Below are 16,331 nucleotides of genomic sequence, written 5' to 3' on the forward strand. Positions count from 1 at the left end.
CTGCTGGCTGTGTGTTGCGCAGTGGCGCGCATTCAGCAGCACCGTCGCAAACCACAATAGTTTTAGGCTTTGACGACTTCCAACAAACGGTCTAAGCCGCCTTCATTGATAGCCACCATCGCTTGCTCGCGCACTTTGGGTTTGGCGTGGTACGCCACCGACAAGCCAGCTTCGCCCATCATCAGCAAATCGTTCGCGCCGTCACCCATTGCAATGGCTTGTTTTGGACTGATGCCCATTTGCGCGCAGATGTGCAGCAGCATCTTGCGTTTTTCTGCGCCGTCACAAATATCGCCCCAGTCTTGCGTGACCACATCGCCTGTGAGGTGGCCGTTGTCAATCGCCAGCACATTGCTGCGGGCGTAGTCGATGTTCAGCATTTCGCACACACGGTCGGCGAAGAAGGTGAAGCCACCGCTGACCAACAATACTTTCATGCCGTGGGCTTTGCAGGTGTCTACCAATGTTTTGGCGCCGGGGTTCAAACGCAGGCGCTGTTCAAACACCTCGTGCAAGGCGGCTTCGGGCACACCTTTGAGCAGCGCCACGCGGCGGCGCAAGCTGTCTTTGAAATCGGTGATTTCACCGCGCATCGCTGCTTCGGTGATGGCTGCCACCTCGGCCTTGCGGCCTGCAGCATCTGCGATCTCGTCAATGCACTCAATGTTGATGAGCGTTGAGTCCATGTCAAACGCAATGAGTTTGAAGTCTTGAAGTTTCAGGGGGGCAGTGAAGCCTTGGATGGCAAGGCCGGGTGCAAATTCTGTAGCAATAGTCATAAGGAAATTATGGTGTGAGTCTGTTTGTCATGGCTGCACTTCAGCCGCTTTGGCTGCTGGCACATTGGGCGTACCCAACGAGCGCAATACATCGCGAACCATTTGCGCACGGGCTTTGGGTTCGGGTAGATCACGCTCAATACGCAGGCGGTCGTTGCCCGCCAGTTTGATGTGCTTGTTTTTCTGCACCAGCTCGATGATGCGCATGGCATCAAACGGTGGATTTGGTTTGAAGCTGATGTGGGTCACACCGGGTGCAGCGTCTACCTTGGTCACACCATAGCTGCGGGCTTGCACGCGCAGGCGGTGCACGTCGATGAGGGTTTGCGCTTGCGAGGGCAGTTTGCCAAAGCGATCCACAATTTCTTCGAGCAGCGCGTCAATTTGGTCGCCCGTTTTAGCCGTGGCCAATTTTTTGTAGAACGACAAGCGCAGGTGCACGTCACCACAGTAGTCGTCGGGCAGCAGGGCGGGGGCGTGCAGGTTGATTTCGGTGGTGGCGCTCAGGGGGCTGAGCAAGTCTGGTTCTTCGCCATTCTTCAAAGCGCGCACGGCTTCAGACAACATTTCGTTGTAGAGCTGAAAGCCCACTTCCAGCATGTTGCCGCTTTGGTTTTCGCCCAGCACTTCACCCGCGCCACGAATTTCAAGGTCGTGCATGGCGAGGTAGAAGCCTGATCCAAGTTCTTCCATTTGTTGAATCGCATCCAAGCGTTGAGAGGCTTGTTTGGTCAGGCCCTGGGTGTCGGGCACCATGAGGTAGGCGTAGGCTTGGTGGTGGCTGCGGCCCACGCGGCCGCGCAGCTGGTGTAGCTGGGCCAAACCAAATTTGTCGGCGCGGCTCATGATGATGGTGTTGGCGCTGGGCACGTCAATGCCAGTTTCGATGATGGTGGAGCACAGCAGCATGTTGTAGCGCTGGGCCACGAAGTCGCGCATGACACGTTCAAGTTCGCGCTCAGGCATTTGGCCGTGGGCTACCGCGATGCGTGCTTCGGGCAGCAGCTCTTCGAGCTGCGCGCGGCGGTTTTCAATGGTGGCCACATCGTTGTGCAAGAAATAGCACTGGCCGCCACGTTTGAGTTCGCGCAGCACGGCTTCACGAATCACGCCATTGCCTTCGTTGCGCACAAAAGTTTTGATGGCCAGGCGGCGTTGTGGCGCAGTGGCAATGACGCTCAAATCACGCAGGCCTTCCAGCGCCATGCCGAGCGTGCGCGGAATAGGCGTGGCGGTGAGCGTGAGCACATCCACCTCTGCGCGCATGGCTTTCATGGCCTCTTTGTGGCGCACGCCAAAGCGGTGTTCTTCGTCGATGATGAGCAGGCCCAGGTCTTTAAACTTGACCGACTCGCTGAGCAACTTGTGCGTGCCCACCACGATGTCGACTTGGCCTTCAGCCAAACCTTTGGCGGCAGCGGTGATTTCTTTGGCCGAACGGAAGCGGCTCATCTCGGCAATTTTGATAGGCCATTTGCTGAAACGGTCTACCAATGTTTGGTAATGCTGCTCGGCCAACAAAGTGGTTGGGGCCAAGAATGCCACTTGTTTGCCACCCGTCACTGCTACAAATGCAGCGCGTAGGGCCACCTCGGTTTTGCCAAAGCCCACATCGCCACACACCAAACGGTCCATAGGACGAGGGCTGATCATGTCTTGCATGACGGCGTGGATGGCTGCGCGTTGGTCGGCGGTTTCTTCAAAGCCAAAATCGTTGGCGAATGTTTCGTAGTCTTGCGGCGAGTAGCGGAAAGGGTGACCTTGGCGTGCGGCGCGGCGGGCGTAGATATTCAGCAGCTCAGCGGCGGCATCGCGCACTTGTTCGGCGGCGCGGCGTTTGGCTTTGTCCCACTGGGCGGAGCCGAGTTTGTGCAGCGGTGCTTCGTCGGCACTCACGCCGGTGTAGCGACCAATCAAATGAAGCTGGCTCACCGGCACATAGAGCACGGCGTTGTCGGCATATTCGAGGTGCAAGAACTCTTGTAGCGCGGGCGTGCCATCGGCGTTCTTTTCGCCCAGATCCATGTTGATCAGACCACGGTAGCGACCAATGCCGTGGGCGTTGTGCACCACGGGGTCGCCCAAGTTGAGCTCGGACAAGTCTTTGATGAGCGCTTCGACATCGCTGACTTGTTCTTGCTTCTTGCGGCGGCGGGTGGTCGCACCGACGGCAAACAGTTCGGTCTCTGTAATCAGGTCTAAGCCTGCTTCGGTCCAGCTAAAGCCAACTTGCAATGCGGCGGTGGCAATGCCGATTTTCTCGGCGCTGCCTTCGAACTCGGCCAGCGAATCAAACGCAGGTGGGCTGACGTTGGACGAGCGCAAGAAGTCGAGCAAGCTTTCGCGGCGGCCATCGCTCTCGGCCAAGATGAGCAAGCGGTTGGCTGTTTTGCCAGCGTGCGCTTGCAGTTTTTGCAGCGGGTCTGCCGCGCCACGCACCACGGTGAGGTCGGGCAGGGTTTGGGCAAACGCGTTGTCGATCACGTCGGTGACGTGCGGGCGCAGCGCAAATTGCGCGTAGCTGTTGGCCGATGCGTAAAACTGTTCGGCGCTTAAAAATAGATTGGCAGGCGGCAAGGCAGGGCGCTCGGGGTCGCCTTGCACCAAACGATAGCGATCTTGCGTGTCTTGCCAAAAGCGTTGGAACACGGGCTCTAAGTCGCCGTGCAACACCACGGTGGCCGATGTGCCTAGGTAGTCAAACACTGTGGCAGTTTCTTCGAAGAACAAAGGCAGGTAGTACTCAATACCTGCGGTGGCTACGCCGTTGCCAATGTCTTTGTAGATGCGGCTCTTGGTTGGGTCGCCATCGAGCATTTCGCGCCAACGGTTGCGAAACAGCGCACGCGCGGCATCGTCCATCGGGAACTCGCGGCCGGGCAGCAAGCGCACTTCGGGCACGGGGTAGAGGCTGCGTTGGCTGTCGGGGTCGAAGGTCCGGATAGAGTCGATTTCGTTGTCAAACAAATCGACGCGGTAGGGCACGAGTGAACCCATCGGGAACAGGTCAATCAAGCCGCCACGCACCGCGTATTCGCCAGGGCTGACCACTTGCGTGACGTGCGTGTAGCCCGCCAGCGTGAGTTGTGATTTGAGCTTGGCTTCGTCGAGGGCTTGCTTGACTTTGAAGTGGAAGGTGTAACCCGCCAAGAATGCAGGCGGGGCCAAGCGGTACAGCGCTGTAGTGGCTGGAATCAGCACAACATCGGCGTCGCCCTGCGAGATGCGCCATAAGGTGGCTAAGCGTTCGCTGATGAGGTCTTGGTGGGGTGAGAAGCTGTCGTAGGGCAGCGTTTCCCAGTCGGGGAACAACACGCAGCGCAAGTCAGGGGCGAAGAACGCCATTTCGTCTTGCAGACGTTGGGCATCCACCGCATCGGCGGTGATGATGGCCACACGTTGTTGTTTGGCTTTTTCGCGCGTGCCCAGCTGTGCGAGCAGCAATGCGTCCGCAGAGCCGACAGGGCGGGGCATGGCAAATCGTTTGCCGGGACTCAAAGAGGGCAGGTGCATTGGGGTAATTCTAGAATGGGGGCTGGGCTTTCTTCTTAATGAAGCTCAAACCTATTCAATGTCCTTACACACCCACAGCCATCTTCGTTTTTTTGCCGTCATTCCTTGCGCAGGCTTTGGCAGCCGCGCGGGCACGGCAATGCCTAAGCAATACCAAGCCATTGCAGGCCTGCCCATGGTGGTGCACACGCTCAAGGCCTTTGCCGGAGTGGCACGCATGGCAAAAGGTGTGTTGGTGCTGGCGCCTGATGATGTGCACATGGCGGGTGTGTTGGCTGCGCATCCGCAGCCTATGTTTGAAACATCGCGCACAGGCGGAGCCACACGTGCACAGAGCGTGTTGGCAGGCTTGCGTGAATTGGTCACGCAGGGCGCACACGACACCGATTGGGTGCTGGTGCATGACGCTGCGCGTTGCTTGGTCACGCCTGAACAAATCAACGCATTGATAGACGCTTGCCAAGACGATGCAGTGGGCGGTTTGCTGGCCCATAAGTTGGCCGATACCCTGAAGGCTGAAGCCAATGGCCGCGTGGCCCAAACGGTGGACCGGTCTGACAAGTGGTTGGCGCAAACGCCGCAAATGTTTCGCTTAGGCGTCTTGCTCAAAGCCTTGGAGCAAGCGGGTGCTGCTGTGACGGATGAGTCAAGTGCCATCGAGGCGATGGGCTTCAAGCCTTTGCTCGTCTCCGGCAACGCACAAAACTTCAAGGTGACCTACCCCGAAGACTTTGCCTTGGCAGCTGCTATTTTGAATTCGCGTCATTGACGCTTGATGGAAAGAACACACGATGACCGTACCCTCATTTCGAATTGGTGAAGGCTGGGATGTACATGCTCTGGTGGAAGGTCGCCCGCTGATGCTGGGTGGTGTGCGCATTGAGCACACACACGGCTTGCTAGGTCACTCAGATGCCGATGTGTTGCTGCACGCCATCACTGATGCGTTGCTGGGTGCTGCAGCGCTGGGTGACATTGGTCGGCACTTCTCAGACAAAGATGCTGCCTACAAAGGTGCAGATTCTTGGGTATTGCTGCAAAAGACAGCTGAGATGGTGCGTGCTGCAGGTTTTCAGATTGGCAACATCGACAGCACCGTGATTGCGCAAGCCCCTAAGCTGGCAGCGCATATGCCAGTGATGTGTCAACGCATTGCTGAGGCGTTAGAGATTGATGTGTCGCGCGTGAATGTGAAGGCCAAGACAGCCGAAAAAATAGGCCCTGTGGGACAGGGCCTAAGTATGGAAGCTCGCGCAGTGGCGTTGATTTATTGATGGCTGGGAGGTTTAGGGCCTAAGGCGGCTAAACCTTCTACCACTTCGCGCACCACGCGGCGGTGTTCGGGTTGCAAGCCGAAGTAGCGAGAAATCAACTGTTGGTCGACCAAATTGATGCGCTCGTCGGTCAAGGCTTCATCCGCAGGGCGGGGTGGTGGCGTACCAAACAACAAACCTTCGGGTGAAATTTTGAGCCACTTGGACAAAACCAAGAGCTTGTCTTGCTTAGGAATGGACACACCCATGAGCCAATTGCGTGCAGCGTGTGAAGAGATGCCCTCTCCCCAGTACCGCAAGTTGAACTCATTTGCGACGACAGTTGCAGAAACTCGGACGCCCGCATCTTTGAGAGCGGCGCGAAAACGATCTGCAAATTTACTGGTTTCTTTAGGGTAGGTTTGTGTCATACCTCGAAGGTAAGAGAGATTTGACTCGATGATGTAATTGTAAGTAAAAAAAATATCGCATTTAATTGAAAAGTATTACAAATACAGCCAAATCTCTCAAATTAATTACTGTGCAGTCCAACCCCCGTCCATATTCCAGGCAACACCGCGCACGTTGTTGCCGGCTTTAGAGCAGAAAAACACGGCCAAGTCACCCAACTCTTCAGGCGTTGTGAATTGCATGGACGGCTCTTTTTCACCCAAAAGCAACTTGATGGCTTCATCATTCGAGATGTTCAAAGCCGCTGCTTTGGCATCGACTTGCTTTTGAACCAAGGGGGTGAGTACCCAGCCAGGGCAGATGGCGTTGCAGGTCACGCCTGTGGTGGCGTTTTCAAGGGCGGTAACTTTGGTCAAACCCACGATGCCGTGTTTGGCCGCCACATAGGCAGACTTTTGGGCAGAGCCCACCAAGCCGTGAATGGATGCCACGTTGATGATGCGGCCCCAGTTTTGTTTTTGCATGTAGGGCAGAGCCAAGCGCGAGGTGTGGAAAGCGCTGGTGAGGTTGATGGCGATGATGGCGTCCCAGCGCTCCACGGGGAAGTCTTCCACCGAGGCCACATGCTGGATGCCCGCGTTGTTGACCAAAATGTCCACGCCACCAAAGGTGTCGGCTGAAAACTTCATCATGTCTTCGATGTCTGCGGCTTTGCTCATGTCTGCGCCGTGATAAGCAACTTGGACGCCCAAGGCTGCTATTTCGGCCTTGGGGCCTTCGGTGTCGCCAAAGCCGTTGAGGATGATGTTGGCGCCTTGACGAGCCAAGGCTTTGGCAATACCCAAACCAATGCCACTGGTGGAGCCCGTGACCAAAGCTGTTTTACCGATGAGTGTGCGTTCTGACATTTTTGAAAACTCCATGCATTACGATGAGAAACCTATAGACATTATGTGGTTCAGCGGCTTACATGAAACATAACGGAGAAACGCAGCGCACCTCGCTCTTGAGTGCCTCGCTGCAAGATTTGCCAGACCAGCCTGAGGCGCTGATGCGTGCGCGCGCCTTTGCACAGCCTTTGCTGATGGGTGCGACGCTGGATACGGGCGAAGACGTGTTGGCGCATGCGGACGCGGTCGCCCAAATCTTGAGCGTGATTGGTGGCTCTGAGGCCATGCAAGCTGCTTGCTACTTGGTTTACGCCTCTGAACATTTACAAAAGCCAGAGGAGGTGATTGCCAAAGCCTTTGGCGCTAGCTACGCCGAGTTGGCTTTGGAAACCACGCGCTTGATTCGTGTGCAGCGCCAAGCTCGCGCTGTGGCAGCGGAATCACAAGTGGCAGCCTTGCAAACCGAGAACGTGCGCAAGATGTTGCTGGCGTTTTCGCGTGATTTGCGTGTGGTTTTGCTGCGCTTGGCGTCGCGCCTGCAAACCCTGCGCCACTTTGCCGCTAGCAAGCTGCCAGTGCCGCACAGCTTGGCTTATGAGTCTTTGCATGTGTTTGCGCCACTGGCCAACCGTTTGGGTATTTGGCAAATCAAATGGGAAATGGAAGATTTGTCTTTCCGCTTCCTTGAGCCTGAGACCTACCGTGAAATCGCCAAGCTCCTCGATGAAAAGCGTGTGGAGCGCGAAAACTACATGGTGCAGTTGCGCGAGCGTCTTGAGGCTGACTTGAAAGCCCAAGGCATCACAGCGCAAGTGGCGGGGCGACCCAAGCACATTTACAGCATCGTGAAAAAAATGCGCGGCAAGTCGCTCGACTTTTCACGCGTCTTTGACGTGCGTGCTTTACGTGTGGTGGTGCCTTCGGTGCCCGATTGCTACGCCACATTGAGCATGGTGCACACCCAGTTTGCACCGATTGATTCGGAGTTTGACGATTACATTGCCAAGCCCAAATCCAATGGCTACCAGTCCTTGCACACGGTGGTGCGCGACGCACAAGGCCGCCCAATTGAAATTCAAATCCGCACCCAAGAGATGCACGACCATGCCGAGCACGGTGTGGCCGCGCATTGGGCCTACAAAGAGGCGGGGGCCAAAGGCTACGCCGGCGTGAGTGCCTCTGGCGATTACGACGCCAAGATTGCGGTGTTGCGTCAGCTCTTGGCGTGGGAGCGCGAGCTCTCAGCCGGTGCACAAAGCCAAGCCACCACCGATGCACTGAGTGATCGCATTTATGTGCTCACACCGGATGCTGCTGTGGTCGAGCTGCCCCAAGGCGGCACACCGATTGACTTTGCCTACACCTTGCACACCAATCTCGGTCACCGTTGCCGTGGTGCGCGCGTGGATGGCGCGATGGTCCCCCTGAATACGCAGCTCAAAAACGGCCAGACGGTGGAGGTGACCGCCATCAAGGAAGGCGGTCCTTCGCGTGATTGGTTGAATCCGGAGCTTGGCTTCTTGGCCAGCTCACGTGCGCGTTCGAAGGTGAGGGCATGGTTCAACGCCCAAGCCATGCAAGAAACCGCGGCCAAAGGCCGCGAGGCTGTAGAAAAGCTTTTGCAGCGTGAAGGCAAAACAGCGATGAAGCTGGATGACTTAGCCTCGCAACTGGGCTTTAAGTCGGCCGAAGCCTTGTTTGAGGTGGTGGGTAAAGACGAGTTTTCGCTGCGCAACATCGAGACATTGCTCAATCCCCCCGCCGCGCCCATGGTGGCGGATGACTATGTCCGCCTTAAGAAAGCCAAGTCTAACGACAAGGCCTCTAAGAGCGGGGTGTTGGTGGTGGGGATTGACTCCTTGCTCACGCAACTCAGCAAATGCTGCAAGCCCGCACCGCCCGATGACATTCGTGGCTTTGTGACACGCGGCAAAGGTGTGAGCATTCACCGGGCCGATTGCGGCAACTTCCGTCAAATGGCATTGCGCAGCGGTGACCGTGTGATTGAGGTGGACTGGGGGCAATCGGCTTCGGCGCAAGCCTTGGTCTATCCAGTAGATGTAAATATCGAAGCCTTGGACCGTCAGGGCTTGTTGCGTGACATTTCGGAAGTGTTTGCCAAAGAAAAGATGAATGTGATTGGCGTGCAAACCCAGTCAGTGAAAGACTTGGCGTGGATGACATTCACTGTGGAAGTGGGTGATTCACGCCGCTTGCAAAAGGTTTTGGGCTTGGTCAAAGAGGTTCGTGGGGTGCGGACCGCGAAACGTCGCTGAAGTCTGCTATACTTCCAGCTTCGAACAATGTAGGCGCGTAGCTCAGTTGGTTAGAGCACCACCTTGACATGGTGGGGGTCGTTGGTTCGATTCCAATCGCGCCTACCATATTGTTCCCCGTCAAGCCCGGCACTGTTTGAACAGTACTGGGCTTTTCTCTTTCAACGGGAGCTGACTTCATGAGCAGCAAAAAATCAAACACTTCCGACGACACGCAAGACCGCGTGATCAAGAAGTACCCCAATCGCCGCTTGTATGACACCGCGTCATCCAGCTATGTGGCCTTGGCAGATATCAAACAACTGGTGATGCACAACACCCCTTTTCGGGTGGTAGATGCCAAGTCGGGGGAAGACCTGACGCGTAGCATCTTGTTGCAAATCATCTTGGAGCATGAGTCGGAAGGCTCACCCATCCTGACCGAGCAGGTCTTGGCCAACATCATTCGCTTTTATGGGCATTCGATGCAAGGCTTCATGGGCTCTTACCTTGAAAAGAACGTGCAAACGTTCATGGACAACGTGCCACAACTGCCCATCGTGCCGACACTGGTGAGCAGCTATGCCGAACAATTGCAAAAACAAACCGAACACATGATGGATGTGATGGGACTGAAACGTAAATGACAGAAGTAACCGCACCTAAAGTTGGCTTCGTGAGCTTGGGCTGCCCCAAGGCTTTGACCGACTCCGAATTGATCTTGACGCAACTCAGCGCCGAGGGCTATCAAACGTCTAAAACTTTTGCTGGCGCTGACTTGGTCATTGTCAACACCTGCGGCTTCATTGATGACGCCGTCAAAGAAAGCCTAGACACCATTGGCGAAGCCTTGGCCGAAAACGGCAAGGTCATCGTGACGGGGTGTTTAGGTGCCCGCCAAGCCGAAGGCGGTGCCAATTTGGTGATGGAAATGCATCCTAGTGTGTTGGCCGTTACTGGCCCACACGCCACGCAAGAGGTGATGGACGCCGTGCACGCGCATTTGCCCAAGCCGCATGACCCGTTCATCGACTTGGTGCCCAACAGCTTTGGTGAAGCGGGCGTCAAGCTCACGCCCAAGCACTATGCCTATTTGAAAATCAGCGAAGGCTGTAACCACCGTTGTACGTTTTGCATCATCCCGTCTATGCGTGGCGATTTGGTGAGTCGTCCGATTGGCGATGTGCTCAAAGAGGCGCGTGCTTTGTTTGAAGGCGGCGTGAAAGAGTTGTTGGTCATCAGCCAAGACACATCAGCCTACGGCGTGGATGTGAAGTACGTCACTGGTTTCTTTGATGGTCAGCCCATCAAGACGCGCACTTTAGAGCTGGCGCAAGCCTTGGCCAAGTTGGCTCAAACCTATGGCGCATGGGTGCGTTTGCACTATGTGTACCCATACCCCAGCGTGGATGACATCATCCCGTTAATGGCCACAGGTCATGTGTTGCCGTATTTGGATGTGCCGTTCCAGCACAGCCACCCCGATGTGTTGAAGCGCATGAAGCGCCCAGCCAGCGGTGAGAAAAACCTGGAGCGCATCGCCCGCTGGCGCGAGCTGTGCCCGCAAATTGTGATTCGCAGCACCTTCATTGCAGGTTTTCCTGGTGAGACCGAAGAAGAGTTTGAGCACTTGCTCAACTTCGTGCGTGAAGCCGAAATCGACCGCGCGGGTTGCTTTGCCTACAGCCCTATAGACGGCGCTGCTGCCAACGACATTCCGGGCATGTTGCCGCAAGAGGTGCGTGAAGAACGTCAAGCCCGCTTCATGGCGGTTGCCGAAGAGGTATCGATTGCCAAGCTCAAACGCCGCATTGGTTCCACCATTCAAGTGCTGGTGGATTCAGCGCCCGCCGGTGGCCGCAAAGGTGGCGTGGGCCGCAGCTACGCAGATGCACCTGAGATCGATGGCGTCGTGAAGTTGTTGCCACCTGAAAAACTCAGCAAAGTGCTCAAGGTGGGTGAGTTCACCCGTGCCAAAGTGGTGGCTACAGATGGTCATGACCTTGTCGCATTGCCGATTTAAATTCACAAAAAACAAAAGCCACCTAAAAGGTGGCTTTCATTTAACTTATATTGGTGCCCAGGAAGGGACTCGAACCCCCACGATGTTACTCGCTAGTACCTGAAACTAGTGCGTCTACCAATTCCGCCACCTGGGCATTTCAGGAAAGAGAGCATTGTATCAAGAATTCCGTTCATACCAGTGGATTACTGGAAGAGTTTGTCGGCACCGTCTCGGGTCACCGAGATGGTCATGGGTTTGTGCAACGAGATGATGGATCGCCCGACATCTTTTTACCCCCGAATGAAATGCGCGCGGTGTTACACCGTGACCGCGTCAAAGCACGTGTTGTTCGCTTAGACCGCAAAGGTCGCCCAGAGGGGCGCGTGGTTGAAATTTTGGAACGCTCAAAGCAACCCATCATTGGTCGTTTGCTGCAAGAGAGCGGTGTGTGGCTGGTGGCGCCTGAAGACAAGCGCTACGGCCAAGATGTGTTGATCAACAAAGGCGCGACCGCCAAAGCGATGGTCGGCCAAGTTGTGGTGGTTGAACTGACCGAGCCGCCCAGTTTGTATGGGCAGCCTGTGGGCCGTATCAAAGAGGTGTTGGGCGAAGTGGATGACCCCGGCATGGAAATCGAAATTGCTGTGCGTAAGTACGGCGTGCCGCATGAGTTCTCAGACGCTTGTTTGGCCATGGCTCGAAGCCTGCCCGATAAGGTGCGTCCGCAAGACAAAAAAGACCGCGTTGATTTAACCGATGTGCCCTTGGTCACCATCGATGGTGAAGATGCGCGCGACTTTGACGACGCCGTGTATTGCGAACCTGCCAAAGTAGGCAAGGGCAAAGGCTGGCGCTTGTTGGTGGCCATTGCTGACGTGAGCAACTATGTGGAAACCGGCAGCGCGATTGATGTGGATGCTTATGACCGGGCCACCAGCGTGTACTTCCCGCGCCGTGTGATTCCGATGTTGCCTGAGAAGCTCTCCAACGGTTTGTGTTCATTGAACCCCGATGTTGAACGCTTGTGCATGGTGTGCGACATGCTTATCAGCGCATCAGGCGATGTAGAGGCTTATCAGTTTTACCCTGCGGTGATGTTCAGCCATGCACGCTTCACGTACACCGAAGTGGCGGCTATTTTGTCTAACACGCGTGGACCGGAAGCGGCTAAACGTAAAGACCGTATTGATGATTTGCTCAACCTGCACGATGTGTATGGGGCTTTGCTCAAAGCTCGACATGTGCGTGGTGCGGTCGACTTTGAAACCACCGAAACACAAATCGTGTGTGACGAAAGTGGTCGTATCGACAAAATCATTCCGCGTGTGCGCAACGATGCGCACAAACTGATTGAAGAGGCCATGTTGGCCGCCAACGTCTGCAGCGCGGACTTTATTTTGCAAAGCAAGCACCCCGGTTTGTTCCGTGTGCATGAGGGGCCAACGCCAGAGAAGATCGATGTGCTACGCGGCTACCTCAAAGCCACCGGCGTGGGAATGACGGTCGGGGACAAGCCCAAGCCTTCAGAATTTCAAGCGATTGCTGATGCGACCAAAGAGCGTCCAGACGCGCAGCAAATTCATTCGATGCTGTTGCGTTCGATGTCGCAAGCGGTGTACACGCCCGACAATAACGGCCACTTTGGTTTGGCGTTTGAGGCCTATACCCATTTCACCAGCCCGATTCGTCGCTACCCAGATTTGTTGGTGCATCGTGTCATCAAAGCAATTCTGACGAAGCGTAAATACACCTTGCCAACGCTACCCACGCCAGGTGAGGCACATGCCAAACTGGCGCGTCGATTGGCCTCGCGCGTGCGCGAGCCTGAAAACAAATTGGTTGTTAAAACCAAACTGACGCCCGACCAGCAAGCTTGGGAAGCTGCTGGTCTGCATTGCAGCGCCAATGAGCGTCGCGCCGATGAAGCCAGCCGCGATGTGGAAGCGTGGCTCAAGTGCAAATACATGCGCGAGCATTTGGGTGAAGAGTACGGCGGTGTCGTGACGTCTGCTACGGGCTTTGGTCTGTTCGTGACCTTGGACGCCATGTATGTAGAAGGCTTGGTGCACATCACCGAACTCGGTGGTGAATATTTCCGCTTCGACGAAATGCGTCAAGAGCTTCGCGGTGAGCGCACTGGCATTCGCTACGGTATTGGTTCACGCGTGCGCATTCAGGTGAGCCGCGTGGACTTAGATGGCCGCAAGATTGATTTCCGCTTGGTGCGTGAAGCCGATGAGTTGTTGCCACGCCATGGCAAAGACGCCGCAGGCTCGCCCATGCAGAACTTCAAAACTGCGGTGAAAAAAGCCTTCACCAAAATCAGTGGCAAAGATGGACGTGGTGAATCTAAATCGCCGTCTGCTCGCGTAGGTAAATCCACCGATAAAAAAGCCGGCGCCAAAAGCCGACGCTCGCGCAAGTAAATCGCGCTTTCGCGATTGAGCTTTAACGCACCGATGCGGCAAGTAATGCCGCATCGAGTGCAGGTCCAGCGCTGGGCCAATCGTTTGCCACTTTTCCGTGTGCAAACACCGCGTGGCAAGCGGCCTCAAATACATTTTCATGGCGTGCGATGTATGCACCAATCAAACCAGCCAGTACATCGCCTGTGCCTGCTGTGGCAAGTAAAGCATTGCCTGAGCCGTTGATGACGGGTGTGTGATGTGGGCTGGCAATGATGCTGCCGGAGCCCTTGAGTACCACCACGCATTGGTACATATCGGCCAATTGCTGTGCGGTGTGCAACCGGTTGTGTTGCACCTCTTGGGTTGTGCAGTTCAGCAGCCGTGCGGCTTCCAGTGGGTGTGGCGTGAGCACGGTGGGCTTGCTGCGGGCGCTGCGTTTTTTGAGCAAGCTTTGCAGCGATGTATCGCGTGCAACGGCGTTCAATGCATCGGCATCGAGCACCAGTTGTTTTGACGATGACATGACATGGGGCAGCAAAGCGTGAATGTCAGCGCCGCCGCCACAGCCGCAAACCACGGTGGATGTTTGTGGGTCCAAATCTTCAGGTGCTCGCACCATCAAGGGTGGATGTGCTGCGGTGATGGCATGACGGGTTGATGCATCCATGACGCCAACAAATACGCGACCTGCGCCGCCGTGCAAAGCGGCTACCCCTGCCAGTGCCGCAGCGCCAGACATGCCTGGTGCGCCGCCCATGACACTCACATCGCCAAAGCTGCCTTTGTGGCTGCTGTGCGGCCTGTCGCTTGGTGCTTCGATATTTTGTTGCAACCAAGCTGTAGGGGCTTGCGTGGGTTCAATGCCAAGGTGGTTGAACCAAACTTGACCCGAAGCATCACGGCCTTCGGCGGTGAACAGGCCTGGTTTCAGGGTGAGCAGGCTCAAGGTGTGGCGTTGGGCATTCGCGTGACGCGATGTACTTTTGCCCAGCCATTCACCGGTGTTGGCATTCAAACCCGTCGGCATGTCCACGCACAACACTGGCATGTCGGTGATTTGCAAGGCTTCTAGCCATTGCGCTATCGCGCCGTCAGGTGTGCGTTGTGTGCCTATCCCAAGAAGTGCATCAATGGCGAGGTCAAATTGTTCTGGGATTTGCTGGGCAAACGTCACACCCGCTGCTTTGGCGCGTTGCCACGCTTGTTGAGCGTCAGCAGGGCCGGTACCGTCTTTGCCTAACCAAGTGACGATGGGCTGCTTGCCCCATGTCTGCAAATGGACTGCGGCTTCAAGGCCGTCGCCGCCGTTGTTGCCCGGCCCACAAGCCAGCCAAATTTTTTGCGCATGTGGCGCGATGGCCAAAGCCAGTTGCGCGGTGGCCAAGCCTGCACGCTGCATCAAGGTGTGAGCGGACAGGGCAGCTTGTGCTTGAGCCTCAATGCTTCGGGTCTGCGTCACGTCGTACAGCGGCCACAGGGCTTGGCTGTCGATACGTTGAGTGAGGCCCAGGGTTTTCATCGTTGGAGGTGCAAGCGCTCAAGGCCTAAGCCTTGCAAATCGATGTCTGGGCTTTTGCCGTTGATGCTGTCAGCCACCACGCGGGCGCTGCCGCAGGCCAAGGTCCAACCACTCGCGCCGTGTCCTAGATTCAGCCACACACCCGACACACCGCTGGCCCCGACGATGGGCGGGCCATCGGGCAGCATGGGGCGAGAACCTTTCCACACTTGCACGTTGTCTTGTGTGCGTGCTGCGCCCGGAAACCAGTTGTCCAGCACGCGGTACAGCGTTTTGATGCTGGCTGGATCGTGGCGTTTGGCATTGCCCCCAATTTCAGAGCCACCCGACACGCGAACGCGTTGGCCCAAACGGCTGATGGCCACTTTGTATTGCTCATCCATCACACCGCTGCGAGGTGCATCCAGTGGTTCACGTACCGCTGCGCTGATGGCGTAGCCGTGAACGGCTGCGAGGGGAATGCGCAAGCCCAAAGGCCGCACCAATTGTGCGCTGGCCAAGCCCGCACAGACCACCACAGCGTCAAATTTTTCGCCCATGTCTTGCGCAGAGGTGCGAATGGTTTTGGGTTGCGCGTTGGAGAGCGGCAGCACGCCGGTGTTGAAGTGAAATTTCACGCCCAAGGCTTCGGCTTCGCTTTTGAGCAGCAGCGTGAACTGACGGCAGTTGCCCACTTCGTCTTCGGGAAAGTGAATGGCTTGCGCCAAAGCGGTTTCGGGATTGAGCGCAGGTTCAATGCCACGGGCTTCTTCGGCACTCAGTGTTTTGAAGCTCAGGCCTGCATCGCGCATGACTTGCAAGCTGTCTTGCATGAGCTGAATTTCGCGCTCGGTTCGCAAGAGCACCATGAAGCCTTGGCTGCGTTCGTGCTCCAAGTTCAAGGTGTCGGTCAGGGTGCGCATGCGGTGGCTGCTGTACTCGGCCAAACGTAGCATGCTGGCGCGGTTACGCGCAAAGGTGGTGGCGCTGCTGGCTTTGCGCATCTGCCACAGCCAGCGCCAATCGGCCATGCTGGGGCTGGAGATGCGCAGAGGCGTGTCACGCTGCCACAGGTGTGAAAGCACGTGTTTGACCATGCCAGGGCGTGCCCACGGCGCGGCATAACCCGCAGAGGCCACGCCTGTGTTGGAGAAGCTGCATTCTTCGGCGGCTGCGCCATTGCGCTCATACACGCTGATTTGGTGGCCTTGCGCAGCGAGTTCGTACGCGGTGGAGATGCCAATCACGCCTGCGCCAATCACGGCGACCTTCATGGGCGAATCCTTGCTGAAGGCGGCTGGTTGGGGGCGAGGGGCATG

12 protein-coding genes and 2 tRNA genes are annotated in these 16,331 nt (G+C 56.4%); 7 read left to right on the forward strand and 7 right to left on the reverse strand.

The window, feature by feature from the left end:
* Positions 1–62: 62 nt before the first annotated feature.
* Both serB and mfd read right to left on the reverse strand, forming a co-directional pair.
* Entirely contained in the window at positions 63–779 is a 717-nt protein-coding gene (gene serB / locus LINBF2_RS05055; protein WP_281890909.1) for a phosphoserine phosphatase SerB, read from the reverse strand.
* 27 nt (positions 780–806) lie between these two features.
* Positions 807–4,292, reverse strand: coding sequence for a transcription-repair coupling factor (gene mfd, locus LINBF2_RS05060; RefSeq protein ID WP_281890911.1), 3,486 nt, complete (start codon positions 4,290–4,292; stop codon positions 807–809).
* Between the two features lie 58 nt (positions 4,293–4,350).
* On the opposite strand from mfd, the gene ispD reads away from it, so the two are divergent.
* Positions 4,351–5,061, forward strand: coding sequence for a 2-C-methyl-D-erythritol 4-phosphate cytidylyltransferase (gene ispD / locus LINBF2_RS05065; protein ID WP_281890913.1), 711 nt, complete (start codon positions 4,351–4,353; stop codon positions 5,059–5,061).
* Positions 5,062–5,083: 22 nt separating this feature from the next.
* Positions 5,084–5,566 carry a 2-C-methyl-D-erythritol 2,4-cyclodiphosphate synthase gene (gene ispF / locus LINBF2_RS05070; RefSeq protein WP_281890915.1) on the forward strand — a complete coding sequence of 161 codons (483 nt, stop codon included), beginning with the start codon at positions 5,084–5,086 and terminating at the stop codon, positions 5,564–5,566.
* Here ispF and LINBF2_RS05075 read toward each other — a convergent pair.
* Positions 5,560–5,976 carry a hypothetical protein gene (locus LINBF2_RS05075; RefSeq protein WP_104800299.1) on the reverse strand — a complete coding sequence of 139 codons (417 nt, stop codon included), beginning with the start codon at positions 5,974–5,976 and terminating at the stop codon, positions 5,560–5,562. The genes ispF and LINBF2_RS05075 overlap by 7 nt on opposite strands.
* A 105-nt stretch (positions 5,977–6,081) precedes the next feature.
* Positions 6,082–6,864, reverse strand: a complete 783-nt coding sequence (locus LINBF2_RS05080; RefSeq protein ID WP_281890918.1) for a 3-hydroxybutyrate dehydrogenase — start codon at positions 6,862–6,864, stop codon at positions 6,082–6,084.
* A 62-nt stretch (positions 6,865–6,926) separates the two neighbouring features.
* Between LINBF2_RS05080 and LINBF2_RS05085 the strand changes: the two genes are divergently transcribed.
* The 4 genes from LINBF2_RS05085 to rimO all read left to right on the forward strand — a co-directional run bounded on the left by LINBF2_RS05085 (position 6,927) and on the right by rimO (position 11,124).
* A complete protein-coding gene (locus LINBF2_RS05085) occupies positions 6,927–9,122 on the forward strand; it encodes a bifunctional (p)ppGpp synthetase/guanosine-3',5'-bis(diphosphate) 3'-pyrophosphohydrolase (RefSeq protein WP_281890920.1) in 2,196 nt (731 codons plus the stop codon).
* Between the two features lie 31 nt (positions 9,123–9,153).
* A tRNA-Val gene (locus tag LINBF2_RS05090) sits at positions 9,154–9,230 on the forward strand.
* Between the two features lie 71 nt (positions 9,231–9,301).
* Complete coding sequence (gene phaR / locus LINBF2_RS05095) at positions 9,302–9,748, forward strand: polyhydroxyalkanoate synthesis repressor PhaR (RefSeq protein ID WP_281890922.1); 447 nt, start codon at positions 9,302–9,304, stop codon at positions 9,746–9,748.
* Positions 9,745–11,124, forward strand: coding sequence for a 30S ribosomal protein S12 methylthiotransferase RimO (rimO, locus tag LINBF2_RS05100; protein WP_281890924.1), 1,380 nt, complete (start codon positions 9,745–9,747; stop codon positions 11,122–11,124). Before phaR ends, rimO begins: the two co-directional genes overlap by 4 nt.
* 51 nt (positions 11,125–11,175) lie before the next feature.
* On the opposite strand, the gene LINBF2_RS05105 is transcribed toward rimO, so the two are convergent.
* Positions 11,176–11,260 (reverse strand) — tRNA-Leu (locus LINBF2_RS05105).
* Between the two features lie 22 nt (positions 11,261–11,282).
* Here LINBF2_RS05105 and rnr point away from each other — a divergent pair.
* A complete protein-coding gene (gene rnr / locus LINBF2_RS05110; protein ID WP_281891287.1) occupies positions 11,283–13,532 on the forward strand; it encodes a ribonuclease R in 2,250 nt (749 codons plus the stop codon).
* 22 nt (positions 13,533–13,554) lie between these two features.
* Here the strand turns inward: rnr and LINBF2_RS05115 are convergent, their stop codons facing one another.
* The gene (locus LINBF2_RS05115) at positions 13,555–15,033 is read right to left on the reverse strand and encodes an NAD(P)H-hydrate dehydratase (RefSeq protein WP_281890926.1); all 1,479 of its coding nucleotides are present in this window, start codon (positions 15,031–15,033) and stop codon (positions 13,555–13,557) included.
* On the reverse strand, positions 15,030–16,286 hold the full coding sequence (locus LINBF2_RS05120; RefSeq protein ID WP_281890928.1) for a D-amino acid dehydrogenase: 1,257 nt from the start codon (positions 16,284–16,286) through the stop codon (positions 15,030–15,032). Before LINBF2_RS05120 ends, LINBF2_RS05115 begins: the two co-directional genes overlap by 4 nt.
* Positions 16,287–16,331 lie beyond the last annotated feature (45 nt).

The organism is Limnohabitans sp. TEGF004, assembly GCF_027924965.1.
GTDB lineage: Bacteria > Pseudomonadota > Gammaproteobacteria > Burkholderiales > Burkholderiaceae_C > Limnohabitans.